We start from the raw sequence: 20,876 nt of genomic DNA, 5'->3' as shown, positions 1-20,876 counted from the left end.
TCAAACCATCTTCAATGCGGGATTGCTGGGGGGGATGGGTTGGACCCACCGGCCTGGGCTGGTGAGGACAACGCAGGACAGATGGGCCACTACCGTGCCGCGGCTGTGGATCTCATAGCGGACGATGTTTGTGCGGTTTGCGGCTGGCAGGTGCCAGCCACATTTGATGACCTCCCGCTGGGTCTTGGTGCTCAGCTCGTCGACGGTGAGGTCCTCGTGGCCGTCCTCACGGTCGCCATGGCGCGCGTACTCCTTGAAAATCTTGGGCGAAACCAGGGCCATGCCCTCTTCCACGAAGTGAATTGCCGCGCCGGTCTCATTGAACTTGAGCTCGCGGCTGACCAGGCCCATTTGGACCCACTGCATGAAAGCCAAGGCCAGGGGGCTAGGCTCGGGTGGCGGCTTGTCGGGGTTAGAGTCGATCTCAGGCAGTGGCTGCAGCAGCAGTACCGGACCTGGTGTTGCTGCGGCCGCCGCCGGCGGACTCGCAGTGATGGTGCGTCCCTTGAGTACGGGCAGCTCATCGAGCTCGTCCAGCTCAGCGGCCATGCGCTTGAACTCGGCACTCACGCTTTGAGAGCGTGGCATCTGGTCATGGCGAAGCTCATGGGCCGGCTTGCTCTGTGTGCTAGGCGGCGGTGGTGGAGTTGCTGCAGGTTTAACAGAAGGCGGCCTTGCGGCCGTAGTTGCGGCAGCTTGGGGCGGCTGGTGCAAGGTGGCGGGCTGTTGCGGCGCAGCTGGTGGTGCTGCCACCGCTGCGGCAGCTTTGAATGGTTGCTCCAAGGGCGCAGCGCCCTTCTCTGCCGGTTGTGGGCTCTTGGGCGGCTTGCCTTTCTTGCCAGGCTTGTCCGATGCTGTGGCAGATTCGGAAGGATCAAGGAAGTAGCTGCCCTCGCTGTCTTCCAGCAGGTAGGCGGCTTCGCCGTGGTCGAGCCTGTCGTAGTCCAGCTTCAAAGGTGTGGGCACGCCGGATCTCGATGCTGCCCCAGCTTCAAACTCCTCGTAGGCTGTATCAGCTTGGGTCTGTTGCACTGGCGCCGTAGGCGCCCCAACTGCCAAGACTGCCGCAGTTTGGGATGGGGTTTCTGGTGCAGTGGTCTTGGCTGCTGCCGCAGTGGTTGCCGCAGGCCTGGGCTTTGCCGCAGCATTCGGCGGCTTGGTGAAAGTGGGCTCCCGCATGATGGCAGCATGCTTTTTAGCTTCTGCCGCATCCTGGGGTCGTTGCTTCGCAGGCTTTGCCGCAACCTGAGATGGTTGGGCTGAGGATGCCGCAGCTGCTGGTGGATTGGCATCGATTGCTGCCGCAGATTCCGATGCACTGAGAGTTGCAGCAGCTTGATGTTCGTCTTGCCCTGCTCCATCCTTGCGACGGTCGCGGATCTCCAGCCGCCCACGCATGGCGGCTGGGTACTTGCTCTCGTGGTTGAACAGCTTGGCCAGGGGGAACTTGAGCATGGCAAAGTCATGCATGTAGGCGCCCTGCTCTGACCCATCCTCGGCGTAGCCGTGGACTGTCACATGCCAGACTGCCTGCCCGCTGGCAGGGTTCAGCTCGATCGCGCCATAGTCCTGCCAGGTGTCGAACAGCCGATCATTCTTTGCGTTGCCAGGCACGCTTTCATCGGGCTCGTTTGCTTGGATGTGCTCTCGCACGGTGTCAGCGAGGCGCTTGGCCACGAACCAGATCGCCCCCTCGAACACCCAACCTGCGGCACCGTTGCGGTTCAGGGGAAGCTGTGTGCCAGCTTGGAGCATGGTCTTCATAGACTGCATCAGCAGCTCGATGAGAGGCACGGCCTTGGCCGTGGCGAAGCGGGCCTTGGAGCCTTTTTGCAAGGCGCGTTGCGTGGAAAGCTGGTCGGCCCGCTTTACGAGCTTGGCAACGAGACTGTCCTTGTCCTGGCCGGTGAGGTATTGCTCAAGGGCATCCAAGGCTGTAGGCGTATGCGCCAAGAATCGCAGTGCACTTTCTGGTGCAATACGGGGTAGCAGCAGCTGGGCCAGCTTGGCATGGGCGCTGTAATCGCGCTGCCCCTTGGGCGCAAAGTCCACCAGGTACTCGGCAGTGCGTTGGCCTGCGATCTGAGACAGGCTTCCGCCTGCAGGGGCCCAACGGATAGGATCGTTCTCGCCGATTGGACGCCATGCGATGCGCAAGTCGGTCATGGGCTTGGCTATGTCATGCAGCAGAGCGCAGAAGAACACCACATAGGTCCACTGATCGCGCTGGGCGTCAACGATCTCGATCTGGCTTCCGCCTGGCAGCAGATGTGCATTGCGCCAGGTCATAGCTGCAAGCAGCATTTCGATGGTGTGCGACAGCAGGCCGCCCGCGTGGGCGTGGTGGTGCGCTTCGGAGGCCGGCATGAGCTGCACGAACTCGGCGTACCGCCGAATCGCCGGTAGCAGGTCCCTCTCCCAAATAGCCTGCGACTGGTGCGACTGACTCCATATCTGGGTGATGGCTCGCTCTGCGCGGACCGTGGCCAGCAACTGCTGGGCATTGAGCACGCGTAACCATCCGGGCTCACTGCCCGCGATGTGGATCTGGTCTGGCTTGAGTGGCTGGTCTTGAGGCCGCGTTGATACTGGCGCGTCGGGCAGAGGCAGCGGGCCTGCAGGCGCAGACTGCACGGGCTTGGCCCTGCTCCATGGCACCATGGCAAGCAACTTTGAAGCAATGCTCTTCACGCGCACTCCTCTTGGAGCAGGATTCGAGCGAAGTGCTGGGCACGGGCTGACTTGCCATCGGTGGGTGTCCAGATAGACAGCTCCTCCCCAGGCTGCCCCAGCGCGAGAAAGTCCATGAAACTCTGCTGCAGCGGGTTCCATTTGATGCGTGAGGCGATGCCGTCGCGGCCCCAATCTCCGCATGTGTGCACGAACGGCTGCGCCACGACTCGCATGACGAAGCCGTGCCAGTTCTTCTCTTGCTGTGGTTTGGGCACATGCGGCATCTTGGGATGGTCAGCAACCAGCTGCAGCAGGATCGAGCGCACGCAGAAGATTGGGTCAAGCTCTTCCTCCAGATACTGTTCCAGCCCCTCGAAGCGTCCTAACCAACGCATGAGCGGGTTCGTTTTGCTGGCAATGCCCAGCAGTTGCAGGCTGTCTGCGATAGCGAATATCGAGCAGCCACGATCAAGCGGATCTCGGCCTAGAAAGGGTGGATCACTGTTGGCTCTCTGCTGGATGTGCTGACTATGTAGGTGCGGTGCGCGGGCGAGGTCGTCCATGGGGCGCAACCGTACCTAGTGCGCCCTCACCTGTCAGCGCGAAACCCTGTGGTGATAACCAGAGGCTTTTCGCTTGAAATTTTCAATCTAGTATGCTATGCAAGTAACAAATGAATACAACTAATAAGCAAGCAGATCCTTCGATTTGACGTGTTGTGCACGGTGAGGGGGTGGCGCCTGAGTCCCCAACCTTGATTAAGGTCGCAAAAGATTTATCGCGAACTTGCAACTAAGTTGCTGCTACCGCGTAATATTTATAGAAGAGAAGGAGATAGTGGATGGGACCTAATTTTGGAGCGTTGACGCCGACCGAGTTTGAGAATTTGACATATGACCTGCTAACCGCACGTGGACTCGCAAATGCGACCTGGCGTACGCCAGGAGCAGATGGAGGGAGGGACATAGAAGGAACATGGTCACATATCGACATGAGCGGTGAGCAGACGGCGCAGGTCTGGTACGTGGATTGCAAACATTACTCTACCTCCGTAAATTGGCCAACGGTATTCGAGAAGCTGAGCTATGCAGTTAGTAACTCAGCCGACTACCTTCTGATCGTGTGCACTCCGTCGTTGTCTCCCGCTTGTAGAAATGAGGTAACGAAGTGGAATGAGCAGGGTAAGCGGCCACTGATTCGCGCATGGGAGGCACACTATCTGTCAGTTATGTTAGGTGAATATCCAGAGATTGCTGCTAAATTCGGCTTTGCACCTAAGACAATCTTAGAACTTCCCGGCTTTGTAGACATAGTCGTGGAGGCAAGTAAGTCAGCCGCGGCTGCATATACACGAGCGACGCTACTAACGTCCGAGGGTCCTTCAAAGGAGCTGGAACTTGCTGCTTCTCTTGCTGGGCTTATGTCAGAGAAAATGAAAATATATTCATTAAGGCATAACCTTCTAGAAATGTCTCCATTCATCGAAGCAGATGATAGCTATGACTGGATTGATTGGGAGGGGCCAGCAATTTTAAATATTGATCGATCAGCTTTACGCGCAATATTTTGCCTTGTAAGACTATCTAGCAGAGTAGATAGAATTTCGGTAAAAATAAACAACAACGAAGCAACGTTAACTCTAGCTAATTCTACATTTCACATGGATTTAAATACAATCGCGTTGCTACGAAAAATTTGTCTTGTGGGTAGCGTAGAAATTGTGCTGAATTCTAGTTCTATAAAATTAAAGGGAGCAAAAAAATGAATGACGCTTTTCCAGTGGAGCCATCCCCTCAAACAATTGATCTTCTGTTCCTCGGAAACTTCGTACACCAAGTTGTCAATCCATTAAATGGCATTGCCGGAACATTGGATAACGTTGCGAGTGGAATCTACTCCTTTGAGGAATCGAAAAGAAAAGTAAATACGGTTCGTGCACAGTTGGAAGGTTGCATTTCGTTGGTCCGAAATTTAGCATTCTTCTCAGAGGTTTCATCTGAAACTAAAAGACTATCAGCGCCCCGTGCTGATGCAATAAGCGTGCTGCCTCAAACAATAATCGAGGCTGCAATGTTTTATCAAGATGCAGCTTCCTCAAGGCGAATTGACATTGAATTGCTTGATCGAGAAACTCAATATAGAATAAAAGGTAGGCCAGAAGCCCTTCGCCAGGTTTTTATGAATCTTTTTGATAATGCCACAAAGTATGGAGACTCTGACACAAAAGTAACCATCGAGCCTCGCGTTCAAAGAAAGAATGGGACTCTTCTTGTTGAAGTTCGTAATGTCGGAATAGGCTTCACAGCAGACGAAGCTAGGAAATTCTTTCAGTTGGGCGTTCGTGGTCGAGAAGCAAAGGGGAGCAAGGCACTTGGAACAGGCTTGGGCTTATATATCTGCCGCCGAATAATGGAGGATTTCATTGATGGCAGCATATCAGTCTCTCATAATTTACGGATGCGAGAAACTACTTTTCAGATTCGTTTTCCCGCACATACTTGGAGTACGACATGAAACCAGTCCCCTATCTTTCTGACACTATATTGGTTATCGATGATGAACCAATGTATTTAGAATGGCTCGGTGACTACTTGAAGGCCAAAGGGCTGAAAGTTGAATTTGCGGAAACAGCAGATAGTGGTATTCAAAAAAGTCAGGCGGCTACCTATAGAGCCTACATTGTAGATTTGAATATGCCTGCTTCTGATGAGCTGAAATCAGACCCAAAAAATCGAACGTCACTCGACGCCGAGTACCCTGGCCTTATTGTGGCGCGGCACATACGAACTGCAGGGGAATCCGGATCGCGTGTTATTGTCTATTCCGTTTACATAAGCGATCTGCTTTACGGTGAGGTTAGGCGTCTTGGCTGTACATTTGTGCAGAAGGGGCGGCCGAAAGTCATTAAAGAGCAAATTGAACAAGTCTTGAGCAAAGATCCCAAAAAATCCTCTTAAGGATTAGTATGATTCTGACTGATTTCTAATCGTCCTTGAAGATTAATGGAGCGGGCCTCCCAATAGAGCATGGTTTATTCGCTATTTCACGAGCTCAATTTATGGTTCGCGTCTTCCCTTTCAAAAGCTCCCGGCCTCCCCGAGGCCAGGGGCTTTTGCCTGTTGCCCGTATAGGCCCTTTCCCTGTACCAGTAAATCCTTTGCGCATGCTCCTAAATTTTTAGGAGCATGCGCGCCCTTTGGGTAGGCCCTGTACCCAGTATGACCGTTTGCCCCGTATGCGAGCGGCCCCTGGCGCTCGCTTTCCTTCGGGCCTTTGGCCTTATCGCCATTTAATTACCTTGTTGTCAAGCGTATTGCCTTCGGAACGAAACATACGGTTTCCGCAGGTGGTGAAGCTGTCGTTCTAAGAACATACGGCTCGGCGACTTCTATTTCGGCACATAGTCGCCAAGCACTTATTTGCGCCTCTGTCAAGCGTAAACCGTTAGGTATGTAACGCACGGTTTCCGCTGGTGACAAAGCGGCAGCTCTAAGAACATTCGGCCCGGCGACTGACGCATTGCGTCGACACCCCCGGGCCACTGATCTTCTTCGCACACCTCCTCTTGGTTGTGGTCCGGGTTCTTTTTACGGAGTTCCTACGGTCCATGACCCGCATGCCCAGATTCTTTGCCAGCATGGCTTTGCTGGCCATGGCCTCAGCCCAGGCCACCCCTCAGCTTGTTGATGGCAACAAGCGCCTGCAGTTGGGCCGCTACACCACTGCCGAAGCCCTGCCACAGCCGCATCTGAATGAGCCACTGGCACTGGTAGCCCAGCTCACATTCCCCCGCGAACAGGTGACGACCGTTGGCGAAGCCATCGAGTACACGCTGCTTCGTACGGGTTATGCCCTGGTGGATTCCCAATCACTGACTTCCGATGCGCGCCGCTTCCTCGGTCTGCCGCTGCCCGAGGCTCAGCGCACGTTGGGCCCGTTTTCTGTTCAAGACGTTCTGAATGTGCTGGTGGGCACAGCATGGCGCTGGCACACCGACCACATCACTCGCCGCGTTTGGTTCACCCTGGCCAATGCACCCAAGCCTCGGCGCCTGGAGCCCATCGTCAGCCCTAGCACTTCGCCTCAGCCGAAGGCGTCCGCCAAGGAGTGAGCATGTCGGAACAAAGCACTGTCGATGCGAACGTACAAGTGATTGAGCCAAGCGTGCCACCGCCGCCGCCTCCCGATGTGGCAGATTTACCGCCTGCGGTTTCTGTGGCCCCCGAGGTCACTGGTGTCGATGATTCAGCTGTCGACCATTCTTGGTTGAGAGAGCTTGAGACTGCCGCTCCTCTCAGTGCTGCCACTGCAACTGCGGCGGCTGCTGCTGCTGCGCCTGTTGTGGCCGAAAAACGGCCAGGATTCCTCGCCCGCGCGTTTGGTCGCGCACCGGCTGCAGCAAGGCCACGCAAGGCCGAGGTGCCTGTGAGTGTTGAGTCCAGCGATATCCCCTCTCGACGCAAGCCGACGAACCCATGGGTGCTACGCACAGTCGGCATTGCGGGTGTCGTGGGAATATTGGCAGTGGGGTACCTTCAGTACGGGCCGAAACGTCTACCAGCACTGGATCTGCTTGGCTCATCGCTTCCCGAGGCCGGCCTGGTGACGCAGCAGCCTGCTTTCGATGCTTCCGAGTTTGATCCGCGCCTGGCTGACACCTCCCCGCTGCCCCTTGCGCCCTTGGCTGATGCGGCTGAGGCACCTATCGGCGGAGTACCAGCTGGCGATGCTGACCCAATCTCCGTGGGCATGCAGCCAGAATTCGATCCAGAGGCGGTGATGCGTCAGTCTGCATCTGATGCAGGCGTTGCCAGCCTGGGGGACGCGGGCGCTGTGCCGCAAGCCGTGGCCAACGTGGCCCTCCAGCGAAATGAGGCCGCTGCAGCAGCACCGGCTGGTAGTGCCCCTATTACTGCCGCACCAGCGCCGACTATGGCGGTGGCCCCCACGGCAGTAGCGACTGCAACACCAGTCGGCATCGACCCCCAGGTGCTTGATCGCATGAAGCGCATGGAAGACATGATGTTGCTGATGTCCCAGCAGCTGGCCGCGATGCAGCAGGCCAACGCGCTTGCTGGCAAGACCTCTGCGGCACCGGCTCCCGCTCCTGCGGTAGCGCCTGCAGTGGCTCCGGCAGCCGCACAGGCCGCCCCCGTCGAGCAGCCGTCGCCGCGCCCAGCGCCCAAGCGCGTAATGGTGAAGGCGAAGCCGGCGGCTCCTCGCCAAGCAGCGAAGGTCGTTGCCGCGAAACCTGCTGCAGCTCCTGCGGGCGCCCAGCTCGTGTCCGTCGATATGTGGAACGGCGAGCCTTCGGTCGTGGTCGCGTCGGGCGTGCCCGGAGATCGCCGCGTGCGTGTACTGCGCCCAGGTGATGTGGTCAATGGCCTGTCGCTCAAGTCGGCGGACCCTGTGTCTCGGACTGCCACATTCGTGGCCCCCGGCAGCCAAGGCCTGACTCTTTCGGTGACCAACGGAGGCTGATGCATGATGAAAACCGCCTTGATTGCCTCCGTGATCGCTTTGCAGCTGAGTGCCGGCGCAATGGCGCAGCTGCGCACGGGTCGTACTGCGGAAGCCAGCTCGCTGCCCAGCACGACTCAACAAGGTCGCTCGCAACTGGACGAGACAGCGCGTGCTGTGCAACAGATGTGGGGTCTGACCGCCGACGAGATGCAGCGCGCCAAGGTGCTGTCGCTGGGACCTCGTGCCAATTTTTCGGTCAAGGAGCTCTCGCCGCTTGAGGTCCTGGGCATTCATGCTCGCAACGATGCAGAGCGCCGTCAGTATGCCGAGCGCATGGCGCGGATCTTCCACCAAGATGTGGAGCGAAGCATCTTGTGGGACCGTGAAATGCAGGCGGCTATGGCCCGCCTGTATCCCAACGAGCCGATGGTGAACTATGACGGCCTGCCGCGCGTGCAGTCGTCTGTAGGTGCAGCCGACATGCTGAACGTGCCGCGCACGCAGATCATCGAGCGCGCTTCGCCAGCTCCTGCCAACCGCGGAAAACGCTGATATGCGCCGCCTGTTCGCCATCTTCGCCCTTGGATTCGCTTGCAGCGCGCCGGCCCTGGCCGGCGTGGAGCTGGAGATGATCCACGACAGCGGCAAGTCTGTGCCGCTGGCGCCCTATGTGGCCCAGATCGTGGGCGGCACAGATGAGGCGAATGTGCTCGATGGCCTGCGTTTCCCGTTTCGCAGCCAATTGCGCGGCGGTGTGCTCAAGCAAGATGGCATTCAGGTCTTCAATGGCCAATGGCTGACTCAGCCCATGTTCGTGATCGGCGCGGACGACGCGTCTTTGCGCTGGGTAGCCTTCAATCACAAGAAGCTGATACAGCTCAATGCTGTCGGCATTGTGGTGCAGGCAGCAACGCCAGCCGCATTCAAGCTGCTGCAGCAAGTGGCCAGCCCCTTGCAATTGGCTCCTGATACAGGGGCATTCCTCGCAGACACGTTGGTCGCTAAGGGTACGCCAGTTTTTCCCCTGCTGGTGCACAGCAATGGCCACGCCTACCAGATCCTGCCTCAGCGCACGTTTGGAGTGGCTCCATGAGGGAACTCGGCCTGCTACATATCGGATTGGAAGGCGCGGTGAAAGCATGCGCCAATGCTCGGCTGTTGCGCGCTGAGCTGGGCCTGCTTGGAACGCCTTTTGTGGCGGCGCAGTCCCAAAATGTTCCAAGCCATCACGGCATGTTCCAGATGGAGGACATGCAGTGAGCGACGGGACCATGGAAGGCGTGCTGAGGCCGCCAGTCGAAGCTTTGAGCGCTGTCACAGGTTTTGGTATTGCTGGAGTGGCCGCAGGCGCACCATGGGCGCTGATGATGCCCCACTCGCTGGGCGCAGTCTCGGGCGCAATCGCTGCCGGCTTCGGTTGCGTGCGTGCGCGCCAGGCCTTTCAGGTCTATAGCTATCAACGTGGGCTGAAGTTCACCAAGATGACGCGCTTGGCCCCCCACAAGCTACCGGTCAATCTCAAGGAGCATCTCTACCTTGGCGAGGGCTTTGAGTGGACGCAGTTGCACACCCAGCGCTTGCTGGACGCGCGCGAGACAAATGTTCAGCGCTTCGTGAAGGCCTCGCCAACCGAGCTCAAGCTCGCCGCCACAGGCGAGAGGATGCGCAAGTGGGCCGAGGCCAAGACCGACAGCCTCCTGGCCAGGGTACTGGAGCGAGCGCTCGATGTGGGCGGTACCGCCAACCCCTTCGCCACGGGCGTGGACCTGGGCGGCAACCCTGTGCTTCATGGCGTGGGAGTGCAGGACGAAAAGCCAGTGGTGTTGCGCCAAGGCTCGCGCTCCGGCCACTTGCTGGTGATGGGCACGACTCGCGTGGGCAAGACGCGCCTCTTGGAGCTTCTGTGCTCTCAGGACATTCATGCCGGCCACGTGGTGATCGTCATCGATCCAAAGGGTGATGCTGAACTGATGCTGCGCATGCACGCTGAGGCGCGGCGAGCTGGGCGCCAGGATCAGTTTTATATGTTCCATCTGGGTTACCCGGATATCTCAGCGCGCTACAACGGCATCGGAAACTTCGCGCGCATTACCGAAGTCGCTGGCCGTGCCACCAATGCTCTGCCCTCCTCTGGGAACTCGGCAGCTTTCAAGGAATTTAGCTGGCGATTCACCAACATCGTGGCCCAGGCCCAAGTGGCACTCGGTCGTATTCCGACCTACGAGACGCTACTCAAGGATGTGACGGGCATCGACCCGCTTTTCATGGACTACGCGGGCATGACGTTCCGTAAGCTGGCGATCGACCATCCGCAGCGCTTCGGCAGCTATCAGGACCGTCTGGTGGAGTTGGAGCGAGCCATTGCGGCAAAGAAGGCTCCAGTACCTAGGAGCCTGCAGGATCGTTCGCCCGATCAGGTGGCGATGTATCTGCTCATCAAGGAAGCACGACTGGACGACAAGGTACTGGTCGGCCTAGCAGCCGCATTCAGCTACGAGCGTTCGTTCTACGAAAAGATCATTGCCAGTCTGGGGCCATTCCTCGAAAAGCTCACATCGGGTGCCGTGGGCAAGCTCATCAGCCCTGACTACTTCGACCCGAACGACAAGCGCCCAATCTTCGACTGGATGACAGTGTTCCGCCAAGGCGGCATTGTGTACGCCGGACTGGATGCCTTGTCTGACTCCGTGGTTTCGTCTGCCGTGGGCAACTCGATGCTGTCCGATCTCGTTTCGACCGGCGGCAAGCTCTACAAGACAGGCCTCGACCCACACGGCGACGGCAAGCTGCAGCTGCCGACTGTGTGCTGCCATTTCGATGAGGTCAACGAGATTGCCGGCCCCGAGTTCGTTCCCATGGTGAACAAGCTGGGTGGCTCTGGCTTTCGGATCACGGCGTACACCCAGTCGATGTTCGACATCGAGGCAAAGGTGGGTGACAAGGCCAAGGCTGGCCAGATCCTCGACAACTTCAACCACCTTTGCATGCTGCGGGTGCGCAGCAAGGCGACCGCGAGCCTCCTGACTGACCAGGTGCCACAGGTCAATGTGACGGTGCTTACGCCGGTATCGGGCGTGTCGGATACGGCTGCCCAGGGCAATGGCGTCGATTTCACTAGCCAGAACAACGACATAGCGAACAAGTCGAAGGCACCGCTGATCGAGCCTTCTGATGTTCTCTCATTGCCACAGGGTCAAGCGTTTGCGCTGCTGGAAGGCAATCGCTGCCACAAGATTCGTATTCCTCTGGCTGATACCAAGGACGACCCGTTCATCCCAGCTTCGCTCAAGGCGGTTGCTGAGGACATGAAGCGCCGCTATCGCACGAGTGAGACGTGGGCCGCAGAAACCGACTGGCTCAGTACACAGCCCTTGGGCGCTGGTGCAGGTGGGTTGATCGACACGGATCTCGCCTCTGCCTTTGATGACGATATGCCTGGCTACGCCATGGCAGGCGCAACTTCGTCCGCCGTAGCCGGCAACGTGATGGGACCGCACTCATGACGGCTCCGAACTCGCCCGCCAGAAAGCCAAGCACACACGGCCCAGTGGGTGTGGCCGTGTTGGTTGGTTATGGACTATTCAGCGTGACAGTGTCCTCGTGGCTCATCGGTCTGGTGATTGAAATCGGCGGTGGCTATTTCTTCTGGCGTGGCCAGGGCTTCCGCCATGCCCAGGAGATGGTGCAGCAGGACCTGCGCTATATCGCAGCCGCTCCACGCAGTCTGCTGGTGCCGGACACCGTGGACTTTTCGCTGCGCATCGTGAAGTGGGTTCGTATGCCCTACGAGCGTCTTGGCGCGCTGCGCTGGTATCAGCGCAACTTGGCCGCCCAGCAGGCTGGTGCAGATGCCGCACTGCCTAGCTTTCTGGGTCAAAGCGTGCAGCCTCAACTCAAAGGGTTGGCCAAGGCTGGTGCGTCGTTCATCCACATGCTCAGCGAATGGGTGGTCATCAGCATGTTTGTCCTGCAGGACGTTCTGCTGCGCCTCTGCACTGCAGTTTTCGCCCTACCTGCATTTGCCCTTGCCTGCCTGATGGGAGTGATCGACGGCCTGGTGCGCCGGGACCGACGGCGCTGGCAAGGCGGCCGCGAGTCCTCGTTCGTCTACCACCACTCCAAGCGCTATGTGGGCTGGGCGCTTACAGGCGGCTTTGGCTTGTATTTGTCCTGGCCATTCGGCGGCTTCAATCCGGCCTACATGGTGCTGGTATTTACCGTGCTTGTGGCATTCACCCTATCGACAACGGTAGGCGCATTCAAGAAATACGCATGACATTGATTTTGAAGGAGATATTGATGAAACGCTCTCGGCATTCGCTATTTGCAGTTCTGGTCATTGGGGTGCTTGCCACTACCGCATCGGCCTGGGCTGATGTGGCCGACGACGAGTTGGAGCGCGAGCGCCTGGCACGCATCGCGGGTGAGATAGAGCAGGTTCAGCTCATGGTCGCAGACGCAGAAAAGGCAGCGCCGACTGGCCAGCGTGTGAAGTTCCGTTATGACTGGCTGCAGCGTGACCTGGAGCTGCTGCGCGCGGGCGTGACAAACCATGTGGATGCACCTCGACAACCTCGCCCAGTCGCTCCTTTACGTGGCGACTATCGGCAATAAGCCAGCCTGGGCTCGACCATGAATTCGGAAATGGCAGCGGGATTTATGCAAGGGGCTGGCTTCAATGCTCAGAACTTGAAGTACCTGCTTTTTGTCGTGGTGTTTGCGATGGTGTTTTCTGTTGGTGCATGGCTCGGAACGCTGGTATTAAAGGCCTATGGCGACGGAGAACTAAATGCACCCGAAGCCATGCGCGCATGCGTCGGTATCGCCATTACCGTTTTGCTAGTAACAGGCGTGCTTGGATCAGTGATCTTGTAAATCAAATCTATCAATCAAAAGGGGAAATAATGAAGAAGAACTTTAAGAAAATCAAATCCGGTATTGCATCCATTGCATTGGCTCCGGTTGTGTTGCTTGCAACCTGCCCCGCATTTAGCGCTCTGCCGACGATTCAACCTCCAGCAGGTGGAAGTATCGGCGGCGGAACCACACAAGAAGGTGACATTCTTGGGCAGATGGGCGCATATTTCAAACTCGGAATGACTATTCTGGGCTTGGTGTTAGCTGCAATTGCCTTTCTGTTCGTTGTTACCGCATCTTTGCAACGCTACCGCGATTACACAGCGGGCAAAATCCAGCTGGGTGACCTCAAGGAGTTTGTAATTGTCAGTGTGATCATCATCAGCTTGGTGATTTTGATGGTCAACTACGCAGCCCAATCTTTGGCCTAACATGGCTGCGCACGACCCTCGCCCCCAAGGAAAGGCGCCTGTCCACGCGCCGCTGACAGATCGCGTCAATTCCGAGCCGCCAATTATCAATGGAATGGCGGCTAGCGAGGCTGGATATATTGGGGGCGTGTCTTTCGCCGTCAGCCTGTTTATTGGCGCTGTGGTGGCTTTTAGCACTGGATTCTGGATAGCAGCGCCCATTTTGTGCGTTGTCGTTCCGTTCATGGTGCTTTGGTATTCTTCACTGTATCTGCAAGAGGTCAAGCGAAACCGCCCTGAAGGCTATTACCTTCATTGGATGCATTTCATTCTCGTGTCGCACAAGTTAGCAAAACCAAAATTTCTGGTCCATGACGGCCGAATGCAATTGGGTTGCAGCTATCGCATGAACTCGATCAAGGCCGAAGCCAAATTATCGGAAACAAAATAATGAGCAGTGGTGATTATCTGGACGCACTTGCGTCCGAGCGCAGCCATAACGCGAAGCTTACGAAAATCATATTTGGCATTGTAGGGCTGGCAGTGGCTGGCATGTGGTTCGCTTCGCGCGTTCCAAAGAATATCGACTTGCACGTCGCGCCAGATATTAAGGCGGGTGACACGATACGGGTTATTGATGGGCAGTCTCCAGTGCCGTCTACAAATGCCTACGGTTTTGCGTACTACATCTGGCAGCAGATTAATCGCTGGCAAAGCGATGGCTCTCAAGACTATGGCAAGCAGATCTATGCGATGCAGTTCTATTTGACGCCTCGCTGCCAGGCGCAACTGCAAACCGATATGCAGCAGCGTCATGCCAAAGGCGAGTTGCGCCGCCGTACTCGCCAGATCAGCGAGATCCCCGGATTCCCGTACAGCGAAAACCGCGTGATCCGTGAAGGCTCGGATGCCTGGACGGTGCTGCTGGACATGCAGGTTCAGGAGACCTTCGCAGGGCAGCCGGTCAAGGACGTATTCATTCGGTACCCGCTGCGCGTGGTGCGCTTCGATGTGGACCGTGAGCGCAACCCATGGCGTCTAGGCTTGGATTGCTTCGGCAGTAGCCAGCCCGCGCGCCTCAATCCTGCGGAGCTCAAGCCTGGCGCGCCGGTTCAAGCGGACCTGAAAGCACCGCGTCTGCCCGGAACTATTGCCCCTTCGAGCCTGCCTCGTGACACCTCTGTCGATTGATCCACATGATCCAACGTCGTTCTCTTTCGATCTGCCTCCTGGTCGCCCTGCAGCTTCTGCATGGCAGCGTTGCTGCTCAGCAGGTCGAATCGCTTGCTGGCAGTACCGAGACGCCCGAGTTCAATGAGCCTATTGACCTGGGCCAAACGGGTGCAGCAGCTGCAACACCAGCTGCTGGAGCCAATGTAGGACGCGCCCCAACAGGCGGGCGCATGGTGGCAGGCGTTAGCGTGCCCGCACCGCTGGCGAATACAGCGGTAGGTTCCGCCAGGCGCGCAGCTGCCGAAGCGTCTCTACGCCGCGTTGGCCCAGCTCCTTTGACTTCCGGCCCCGCCGAGCGTGCTGTGTTTGCGCGTGAGCCAGTCCGGGTGAACCTGACGGTCGGCCAAGAGCGACTTGTCACCCTGCCCGCCGATGCGTTGCTACGCATGCCCAGTGACATGGATAGCGTGGCGCGTATCGAGACGATCGCAGGCACGATCTATGTCACTGCGCTCGTGCCATTCACGGCGATCCGAATCATTGCCGAGCTGGTGGATAGCGGCCAGCAGATTCCGATGGATCTGATTGCGGTAGCCGCTCCAGACGCCAAAGACTCCAAGGGCAAGGTCGTGTCCACGCAGTCCGCTAAAGGCGAGCTGCAGGTTTCTGTGATCGAGCCCGCGACTGTGCCGAACCCCACTGGTGGAGCTGCTTTGTCTGGTGGCCAGTCTCAACAGCAAGAGAGCGTTGCTGCGGACATGGTGCAGCTCACTCGACATGCTGCCCGGCAGCTCTACGCACCTCGACGCTTGGCTGGTGGTACGCCAGGTGTGAGCCAGGTTGGCGTAGGAACCGAACCCGTGCCGACACTGTTCCGTGGCGCTGCCGTGGACGCTGCGCCCGTAGGCCAGTGGAAGTCGGGAAACCTGTATGTGACTGCGGTGCGCGTCACCAACCGCTCGCGCTTTGCCCTGGAGCTGCCCTTGGAGAGCTTGCGCGGGCGCTGGCTCTCGGCCACGGCCCAGCATGGCCGGATCGGTGCTGCCGGTACAGACACCGACACCACGGCGGTCTACCTGGTGTGCGATCGCACTTTCGAGTCTTGTCTGTGAGGCACCCATGGCAGTGAAAAGCAACAAACTCACCCCTGTTCTTGTCATCGTGGCCTTCGTCATCGTCGGCTCGGTCATCGTCATGCGCCAGAACAATGCACCGACCGCTGCGCCCATGGCAGCGGCCCCCCTGCCCAAAACGGCAGGCGCAGATGAGGACACGCCCAGCGAGACGCTGGCCACAGTGGTCGCGGCCAACAAGGATCTGCGAGCAGATATTCAGGACGTGCTTCGTGCTAACCAGGATTTCAGCAAGCGCCTGGAGCGCTTGGAGAAAGGTGCACCTACAGGCACCTCTTCTGCTGGTGCTGTCGGTGGTACCAGCAATGACACAGATCCAGCCCCAGTCGATGTCTTTAAGCCCATTGGCGACGCCATCGACTCTGTTACTGGGCTTGGCTCGAATGGCGCAGGCGGAGGTCATCGTCCCGTTGGTGGCTCCCAGGATCTAGGCTTGTCCGGTGGCAGTACCGCCTACAAGGTGGTTCCGCCCATGGGCTACACCACCGAGACAACTCAGCATCAAGGGAAGATGGTTACGCGCTATGTGCGAGTAGCTCCGGACGGCACGCAATCCATGCCCAGTGCGGTCAGCGCGGCCCAGGCCGCACAAGCTGCTCAGGCCACTCAGGCGGCCACGAAGCCGCAACCCGTGGCTTATTTCACGCTGCCGGAGAACTCCACGCTGGCGGGCGTCACCGCGATGACCAGTTTGATCGGCCGTGTGCCGGTCAATGGCCGTGTGACGGACCCCATGCAATTCAAAGCCATGGTCGGGCGCGACAACTTGGCCGCCAACGGATGGGAGTCGCCCGAAGACCTTGCCGGGATGATCGTTACCGGCGTGGCCGTAGGCGATATGGCGCTGTCGTGCACCGAGGGAAAGATCCGCAGCATGACCTTCGTGTTCAACGATGGTGCGATCCATACGGTGTCGGCGCGTCGTGCGCCGCAGACCCAGGCAGGTACTGGCGTCACATCCATAGCTACCAATGGGTCCACAGACCTGGGATTTATCAGCGATCTGTACGGCAACCCCTGCATTCAAGGCAAGTTCGTGACCAATGCGCCGGCCTACTTGACCGACATCATCGGTGCCAAGGGCTTGGGTGTGGCCGCCGAGGCCTTGGCGCAAGCCCAGACCACCACCATGGCCAGCAGCAATGGCACCACCTCCTCGATCACTGGTAACGCCGGCAGCTTCGCACTGGGCCGTATGGGCTCAGGAGCCACCGATGAGCTGGTGCGCTGGCTGACCGAGCGTCTTAAGAGCTCGTTTGATGCGGTTGTTACGCCAGCTGGCCAGCAGTTGGTCGTGCATCTGGACCGCCAGATCGAAATCGACAAGCCCGCCAACCCAAGAAAGATCGTGCATCGCACGCAGTCCCCCAATGTCCTGTCTGGAGCCCGCTATGGCCTCGAATAACACCCTTCTTCTTGCCATCGTGCTTCCCGCGCTACTGGCTGGTTGCACGGCTATTGGGTCGCGCGAGTCTCCGCTCAAGGAGGCTACGGCTGGTAGTCCGACCTTGGTGGATGTGTATCGGGGCAAGTTTCAGCCCCCGCAGTCGGCGGCTTCCTCTCGTGAGACGGCGCGGGACCGCCTGGAGCGTGCGTCGAGTGCGCGCCCGATCGCGCGCGGCGACGAAATGACGCAGCGTTACTGGTCGGCCCTGGAGCCTATGCAACAGCGCTTTGCACGCGTACCCAACCCGGATCTGGTCATGGTGGTCTATCCCCACCTGGCCAAGGGCCGCTACCCCGTGCCTGGCTATGTCACGGTTTTCCCAATGTATGAGTCAACGGAGTACGCCATGCCCGGTGAGGTGGCCGAAGAGCTGCAACAAGGCCGCGCCGCATTCTCACGCGGCCGCACTGCTCGGGAGGCCGGCCAATGAGCGGATTGCTGGAAATGCTGGGCCTGTCTGGTGGTACCAAAAGCAAGCACAAGCGCCGGCTCATGACGGCCGCCGACCGCAAGCAGATGGCCGCCCGTCCGCCCTCCTTCACCGAGCTGCTGCCTTGGATCAAGTTTTCACCCAAAGACCGCAACTTTGTGATGCGCGACGGCAAGACCTTGGGCGCGCTGTTCGAGCTGGGCGCTGTCGCTACGGAGGCGCAGCCGCTGGAGTACCTGCAGGAGCACTGCCGCAAGATTCAAGAGGCCATTCAGGCGATTCCCGAGGTCGACTCTTCGCCTTGGGTGGTGCAGTTCTTCCTGAGCGATGACCGAAACATCGACGGGCTTAACCAATACCTTCACGACTACATCCTGTCCCAGCACAAGGACGCCAAGCGCGCGCAGGCCATCATCGACTCGGAATACACGCAGTCCGTGCTGAAGGAGTTTCGCAGTCACCTGTCGCAGGTTTCCCGAGAGCAGGGGCTGTTTACCGACACCTTGGTGACGGGCCAGACCTGGCGTGGCCAGCAGCGGCGGGTTCGCTGCTGCATCTATCGCCAGTTTGATGACTTGGTCAATGAGCGCCGCATGGCCGAGCAGCAGATGGAGGCTGTGGCCACCACCTTGCTGGCCACGCTGAACGAAGCCGGCGTGACGGCGCGGCGTGCCAACGGCAAGGACTTCTACGAGTGGATGCTTCCATTCTTCAACCGTAATGTGCCCTGGGCCAGCACGGGCGCCGAGCTGTTCCGCGGCGCGCCCTATCCGGGTGATGTGGCTCCAGAGGGCATCTATGACTGGGACTTTTCCGAGTCGCTAAACCTGTCTGAGCCCTCGTGCAACCAGGAACAAGGCTGCTTCGAATTCGATGGCCAGCCGGTGAAGTTCCTCACGCTGCAGAACCTTCGTGCTCACCCTAGCATAGGGCACTTCTCCGCAGAAAGCCGGATCGGGAACGAAGCCTATGCGCGGTTTGACCGGCTGCCGCCTGGCTCGATGCTGTCCGTGACGGTGACGATTGCTGCCCAATACCAGGTCGAGCGCCACGTCGAGGACATCAAAAAGGCCTCCCGTGCTCAAAACGCCGTGGCGCAGGAGACCCATAGAGAGTCGGAGCAAGTGCTCCAGCACATGGCCACCGGGGACAAGCTGTATCCGATGTTCATGGGGCTGTACCTGAGCGGTAAGACCCATGCGGATCTGGATGCGGCTGTTTCCGAGGTCAATGCCCAGCTGACGCCGACCGGGATGCGTTTTATCGAATCCCGAGAGGACCTGGTGCCGCATGACGCCTTCCTGCGTGCATTGCCATTCGCATTCGATCCCACGTTCGACCTTCGCAGCATGCGGCGGTCGCGCCTGACGTTTGCGAGCCTGATCGCAGCCATTTTGCCGGTCTATGGGCGCTCACGCGGCACGGCCAATCCCGGCTTTTGGTTCTGGAATCGGGGCGGCGAGCCATTGTGGATCGACCCGCTCAACAAGATCGACCGCAAGAAGAACGCCCATATGGTGGTGTTCGGCCCCACAGGAGCGGGCAAGTCGGCGACGTTGAGTTACCTGTCCATGTTGGTCATGGCCATCCACCGCCCACGCCTGGTGATCGCGGATGCAGGCAAGTCCTTCGATCTGATGGTCAAGGACATGGCCACCAAAGGCTTGAGCGTGTATCGCGTCAACCTGAGCGGTGACACTGATGTATCACTGCCTCCATTCGTATACGCCAGCGAGCTGCTGCAGGACGTGGAGATCATGGAGTCCTTCAAGGCTGCGGAGGACTACTTCGGCGCTGGAGCGGGTATTCCCACCGAAGAGGAGGCTGAGCTCGTCGGTGCCGAACGACTGATGGAGTCGGTCAATGAAGTGATGGAGCCGGCTGACGCCGACGATGACTCGGACGAAGAGAAGCGCGACTACCTGGGCGAGATGCTCATCTCGGCCATCATGATGATTACGGGTGGCGAAGACGCCGAGCTCAAACGAATGACGCGCGCCGACCGCTATCTGGTCACCAGAGCCATTATTCGAGCCGCAGTGCGCGTATCCAAGGAAGGCAAGCCCCATCCTCTGACACAAGACGTTGCCCTGGAGCTGACGGCCATGGTCAAGGACGTATCTCTGTCGGAACACCGCCGCGCGCGCGCCGAAGAGATGGGCCATTCGATGATGAGCTTCACGACGGGCCTGCGCGGCAAGCTCTTCAACCGCCTGGGTCAGGACTGGCCCGATGCCGATGTGACCCTCGTGGAAATGGGCACACTGACCAAAGACGGCTATGAGGATGCGCTTGCTCTGGCCTACACGAGCCTGCTGGACTCGGTGCAGTCGCGCGCAGAGGCCGCTCAGCATGAGGATCGCCCCCTCATCATGCTGACCGATGAAGGGCACTTGATTACCACCAACGAGCTGCTTGGCCCGAAGGTGGCCAAGGGCACCAAGATGTGGCGAAAGCTCAATGCCTGGTTCTGGCTGGCCACGCAAAACTTGAAGGACTTCCCTGGCAGCATGTCCCGCGTGCTGTCCATGTGCGAGTTCTGGATGTTGCTGACCATGGACAAAAACGAGATCGAGGAGATCGCGCGCTTTCGATCGCTCACACCTGAGCAACGCCACATGATGGAGTCTGCCGTCAAGGAGCCGGCGAAGTACACCGAAGGTGTGCTCATCAGCGCGAACAATCAGTGGCTGTTCCGAAACGTGCCACCGGCGTTGCCAATCGCGCTGGCAATGACCGAGGGCCACGAGAAGGCCGAGCGCCGCCGTCTCATGGACGAGCATGGTTGCACCGAGGTTCAAGCGGCCTACCGCGTGGCGGCACGCCTGCAGGAGGCGCGCGCATGATGCGGTCCTCCCTCACTGCCCTGGTGCTGCTTCTTTGCGCTCATGGCGCGCTGGCCCAAGGCTCTATCGGCCCTTCGGTGACAACCGTGGAGGTCTTCGCCAATTCGGCCACGGTGGTACGGCCGCCGTTTCGCCAGCCTGGCTATGTGCTCAAGGTCTATCGCGTGGACGCCATGGCTCAGCTTGAGCAGCAGCTCAATGCAGGGCTGCCCAAGAACGAAGCCGACGCCATGGCCTATATGCGTCAGCACGAGGCCGAGATCCGCCGCCGTTACAAGGACCAGATCACCAATGCGGCTTCCGGCATGACGCTGGCCGTCCAGTACCGATTGGACCGGCTCCCGGCCATCGTCATCAATCGCGCCAAAGTCATTTATGGAGTTGCGGATGTGGACCGCGCCATCGAACTGTTCGCCGCGGCTCAGCAGAGGCCTTCCCGATGAA

General features: G+C 58.8%; 22 protein-coding genes. 20 read left to right on the top strand and 2 right to left on the bottom strand.

What is annotated here, in order from left to right; translation table 11 throughout:
* Positions 1–2,691, bottom strand: coding sequence for a MobH family relaxase (gene mobH / locus E2583_RS10115; protein WP_291595402.1), 2,691 nt, complete (start codon positions 2,689–2,691; stop codon positions 1–3).
* The gene (locus E2583_RS10110) at positions 2,688–3,236 is read right to left on the bottom strand and encodes a hypothetical protein (RefSeq protein WP_291595400.1); all 549 of its coding nucleotides are present in this window, start codon (positions 3,234–3,236) and stop codon (positions 2,688–2,690) included. Before E2583_RS10110 ends, mobH begins: the two co-directional genes overlap by 4 nt.
* A gap of 278 nt (positions 3,237–3,514) precedes the next feature.
* On the opposite strand from E2583_RS10110, the gene E2583_RS10105 reads away from it, so the two are divergent.
* From E2583_RS10105 to E2583_RS10010, 20 genes are all read left to right on the top strand, one after another.
* On the top strand, positions 3,515–4,438 hold the full coding sequence (locus E2583_RS10105) for a restriction endonuclease (RefSeq protein ID WP_291595398.1): 924 nt from the start codon (positions 3,515–3,517) through the stop codon (positions 4,436–4,438).
* Positions 4,435–5,187 (top strand): HAMP domain-containing sensor histidine kinase, encoded by a 753-nt coding sequence (locus E2583_RS10100; RefSeq protein WP_291595397.1) that lies wholly within the window; start codon positions 4,435–4,437, stop codon positions 5,185–5,187. Before E2583_RS10105 ends, E2583_RS10100 begins: the two co-directional genes overlap by 4 nt.
* Entirely contained in the window at positions 5,184–5,630 is a 447-nt protein-coding gene (locus E2583_RS10095) for a response regulator (protein WP_291595394.1), read from the top strand. Before E2583_RS10100 ends, E2583_RS10095 begins: the two co-directional genes overlap by 4 nt.
* 650 nt (positions 5,631–6,280) lie before the next feature.
* Positions 6,281–6,784, top strand: a complete 504-nt coding sequence (locus tag E2583_RS10090; RefSeq protein WP_256630501.1) for a hypothetical protein — start codon at positions 6,281–6,283, stop codon at positions 6,782–6,784.
* 668 nt (positions 6,785–7,452) lie between these two features.
* On the top strand, positions 7,453–8,154 hold the full coding sequence (locus E2583_RS10085) for a hypothetical protein (protein WP_291595390.1): 702 nt from the start codon (positions 7,453–7,455) through the stop codon (positions 8,152–8,154).
* A gap of 3 nt (positions 8,155–8,157) precedes the next feature.
* On the top strand, positions 8,158–8,688 hold the full coding sequence (locus tag E2583_RS10080; protein WP_291595388.1) for an integrating conjugative element protein: 531 nt from the start codon (positions 8,158–8,160) through the stop codon (positions 8,686–8,688).
* A gap of 1 nt (position 8,689) precedes the next feature.
* Positions 8,690–9,229, top strand: a complete 540-nt coding sequence (locus tag E2583_RS10075) for a PFL_4695 family integrating conjugative element protein (RefSeq protein ID WP_291595387.1) — start codon at positions 8,690–8,692, stop codon at positions 9,227–9,229.
* A complete protein-coding gene (locus tag E2583_RS10070) occupies positions 9,226–9,396 on the top strand; it encodes a hypothetical protein (protein WP_291595385.1) in 171 nt (56 codons plus the stop codon). The genes E2583_RS10075 and E2583_RS10070 overlap by 4 nt, the downstream gene beginning before the upstream one ends.
* An 11-nt stretch (positions 9,397–9,407) precedes the next feature.
* On the top strand, positions 9,408–11,639 hold the full coding sequence (gene traD, locus E2583_RS10065) for a type IV conjugative transfer system coupling protein TraD (protein WP_291595619.1): 2,232 nt from the start codon (positions 9,408–9,410) through the stop codon (positions 11,637–11,639).
* A complete protein-coding gene (locus tag E2583_RS10060; protein ID WP_291595383.1) occupies positions 11,636–12,412 on the top strand; it encodes a TIGR03747 family integrating conjugative element membrane protein in 777 nt (258 codons plus the stop codon). Before traD ends, E2583_RS10060 begins: the two co-directional genes overlap by 4 nt.
* Entirely contained in the window at positions 12,409–12,750 is a 342-nt protein-coding gene (locus E2583_RS10055) for an RAQPRD family integrative conjugative element protein (protein WP_291595381.1), read from the top strand. Before E2583_RS10060 ends, E2583_RS10055 begins: the two co-directional genes overlap by 4 nt.
* Positions 12,751–12,768: 18 nt before the next feature.
* Entirely contained in the window at positions 12,769–13,011 is a 243-nt protein-coding gene (locus E2583_RS10050) for a DUF3262 family protein (protein WP_291595380.1), read from the top strand.
* Between the two features lie 29 nt (positions 13,012–13,040).
* Positions 13,041–13,424, top strand: a complete 384-nt coding sequence (locus E2583_RS10045) for a TIGR03745 family integrating conjugative element membrane protein (protein WP_291595379.1) — start codon at positions 13,041–13,043, stop codon at positions 13,422–13,424.
* Position 13,425: 1 nt separating this feature from the next.
* On the top strand, positions 13,426–13,854 hold the full coding sequence (locus E2583_RS10040) for a TIGR03750 family conjugal transfer protein (protein ID WP_291595377.1): 429 nt from the start codon (positions 13,426–13,428) through the stop codon (positions 13,852–13,854).
* The gene (locus E2583_RS10035; RefSeq protein ID WP_291595375.1) at positions 13,854–14,594 is read left to right on the top strand and encodes a PFL_4703 family integrating conjugative element protein; all 741 of its coding nucleotides are present in this window, start codon (positions 13,854–13,856) and stop codon (positions 14,592–14,594) included. The genes E2583_RS10040 and E2583_RS10035 overlap by 1 nt, the downstream gene beginning before the upstream one ends.
* 212 nt (positions 14,595–14,806) lie before the next feature.
* Positions 14,807–15,688, top strand: coding sequence for a TIGR03749 family integrating conjugative element protein (locus tag E2583_RS10030; RefSeq protein WP_291595373.1), 882 nt, complete (start codon positions 14,807–14,809; stop codon positions 15,686–15,688).
* Positions 15,689–15,695: 7 nt separating this feature from the next.
* On the top strand, positions 15,696–17,114 hold the full coding sequence (locus E2583_RS10025) for a TIGR03752 family integrating conjugative element protein (protein ID WP_291595371.1): 1,419 nt from the start codon (positions 15,696–15,698) through the stop codon (positions 17,112–17,114).
* Entirely contained in the window at positions 17,101–17,586 is a 486-nt protein-coding gene (locus E2583_RS10020) for a TIGR03751 family conjugal transfer lipoprotein (RefSeq protein WP_291595369.1), read from the top strand. The genes E2583_RS10025 and E2583_RS10020 overlap by 14 nt, the downstream gene beginning before the upstream one ends.
* Positions 17,583–20,432, top strand: a complete 2,850-nt coding sequence (locus E2583_RS10015) for a conjugative transfer ATPase (RefSeq protein WP_291595367.1) — start codon at positions 17,583–17,585, stop codon at positions 20,430–20,432. Before E2583_RS10020 ends, E2583_RS10015 begins: the two co-directional genes overlap by 4 nt.
* Positions 20,429–20,875 (top strand): TIGR03757 family integrating conjugative element protein, encoded by a 447-nt coding sequence (locus tag E2583_RS10010; protein ID WP_019042344.1) that lies wholly within the window; start codon positions 20,429–20,431, stop codon positions 20,873–20,875. Before E2583_RS10015 ends, E2583_RS10010 begins: the two co-directional genes overlap by 4 nt.
* Position 20,876: the final 1 nt, after the last annotated feature.

It is taken from the genome of Comamonas sp. (assembly GCF_009360615.1).
Taxonomy (GTDB): domain Bacteria; phylum Pseudomonadota; class Gammaproteobacteria; order Burkholderiales; family Burkholderiaceae_C; genus Comamonas.
This window is presented reverse-complemented; position numbering and strand designations above follow the sequence as displayed.

What these genes read in the sequence shown, in the direction of transcription:
- E2583_RS10085 (WP_291595390.1), top strand. Translation starts at nt 7,453, where the DNA reads ATGCGTCAGTCTGCATCTGATGCAGGCGTTGCCAGCCTGGGGGACGCG.
- E2583_RS10030 (WP_291595373.1), top strand. Translation starts at nt 14,807, where the DNA reads ATGGTGGCAGGCGTTAGCGTGCCCGCACCGCTGGCGAATACAGCGGTA.
- E2583_RS10055 (WP_291595381.1), top strand. Translation starts at nt 12,409, where the DNA reads ATGACATTGATTTTGAAGGAGATATTGATGAAACGCTCTCGGCATTCG.
- E2583_RS10040 (WP_291595377.1), top strand. Translation starts at nt 13,426, where the DNA reads ATGGCTGCGCACGACCCTCGCCCCCAAGGAAAGGCGCCTGTCCACGCG.
- E2583_RS10045 (WP_291595379.1), top strand. Translation starts at nt 13,041, where the DNA reads ATGAAGAAGAACTTTAAGAAAATCAAATCCGGTATTGCATCCATTGCA.
- E2583_RS10110 (WP_291595400.1), bottom strand. Translation starts at nt 3,236, where the DNA reads ATGGACGACCTCGCCCGCGCACCGCACCTACATAGTCAGCACATCCAG.
- E2583_RS10015 (WP_291595367.1), top strand. Translation starts at nt 17,583, where the DNA reads ATGAGCGGATTGCTGGAAATGCTGGGCCTGTCTGGTGGTACCAAAAGC.
- E2583_RS10095 (WP_291595394.1), top strand. Translation starts at nt 5,184, where the DNA reads ATGAAACCAGTCCCCTATCTTTCTGACACTATATTGGTTATCGATGAT.
- E2583_RS10090 (WP_256630501.1), top strand. Translation starts at nt 6,281, where the DNA reads ATGACCCGCATGCCCAGATTCTTTGCCAGCATGGCTTTGCTGGCCATG.
- E2583_RS10100 (WP_291595397.1), top strand. Translation starts at nt 4,435, where the DNA reads ATGAATGACGCTTTTCCAGTGGAGCCATCCCCTCAAACAATTGATCTT.
- E2583_RS10080 (WP_291595388.1), top strand. Translation starts at nt 8,158, where the DNA reads ATGATGAAAACCGCCTTGATTGCCTCCGTGATCGCTTTGCAGCTGAGT.
- E2583_RS10010 (WP_019042344.1), top strand. Translation starts at nt 20,429, where the DNA reads ATGATGCGGTCCTCCCTCACTGCCCTGGTGCTGCTTCTTTGCGCTCAT.
- E2583_RS10070 (WP_291595385.1), top strand. Translation starts at nt 9,226, where the DNA reads ATGAGGGAACTCGGCCTGCTACATATCGGATTGGAAGGCGCGGTGAAA.
- traD (WP_291595619.1), top strand. Translation starts at nt 9,408, where the DNA reads ATGGAAGGCGTGCTGAGGCCGCCAGTCGAAGCTTTGAGCGCTGTCACA.
- E2583_RS10050 (WP_291595380.1), top strand. Translation starts at nt 12,769, where the DNA reads ATGAATTCGGAAATGGCAGCGGGATTTATGCAAGGGGCTGGCTTCAAT.
- E2583_RS10020 (WP_291595369.1), top strand. Translation starts at nt 17,101, where the DNA reads ATGGCCTCGAATAACACCCTTCTTCTTGCCATCGTGCTTCCCGCGCTA.
- E2583_RS10025 (WP_291595371.1), top strand. Translation starts at nt 15,696, where the DNA reads ATGGCAGTGAAAAGCAACAAACTCACCCCTGTTCTTGTCATCGTGGCC.
- E2583_RS10060 (WP_291595383.1), top strand. Translation starts at nt 11,636, where the DNA reads ATGACGGCTCCGAACTCGCCCGCCAGAAAGCCAAGCACACACGGCCCA.
- E2583_RS10105 (WP_291595398.1), top strand. Translation starts at nt 3,515, where the DNA reads ATGGGACCTAATTTTGGAGCGTTGACGCCGACCGAGTTTGAGAATTTG.
- E2583_RS10075 (WP_291595387.1), top strand. Translation starts at nt 8,690, where the DNA reads ATGCGCCGCCTGTTCGCCATCTTCGCCCTTGGATTCGCTTGCAGCGCG.
- E2583_RS10035 (WP_291595375.1), top strand. Translation starts at nt 13,854, where the DNA reads ATGAGCAGTGGTGATTATCTGGACGCACTTGCGTCCGAGCGCAGCCAT.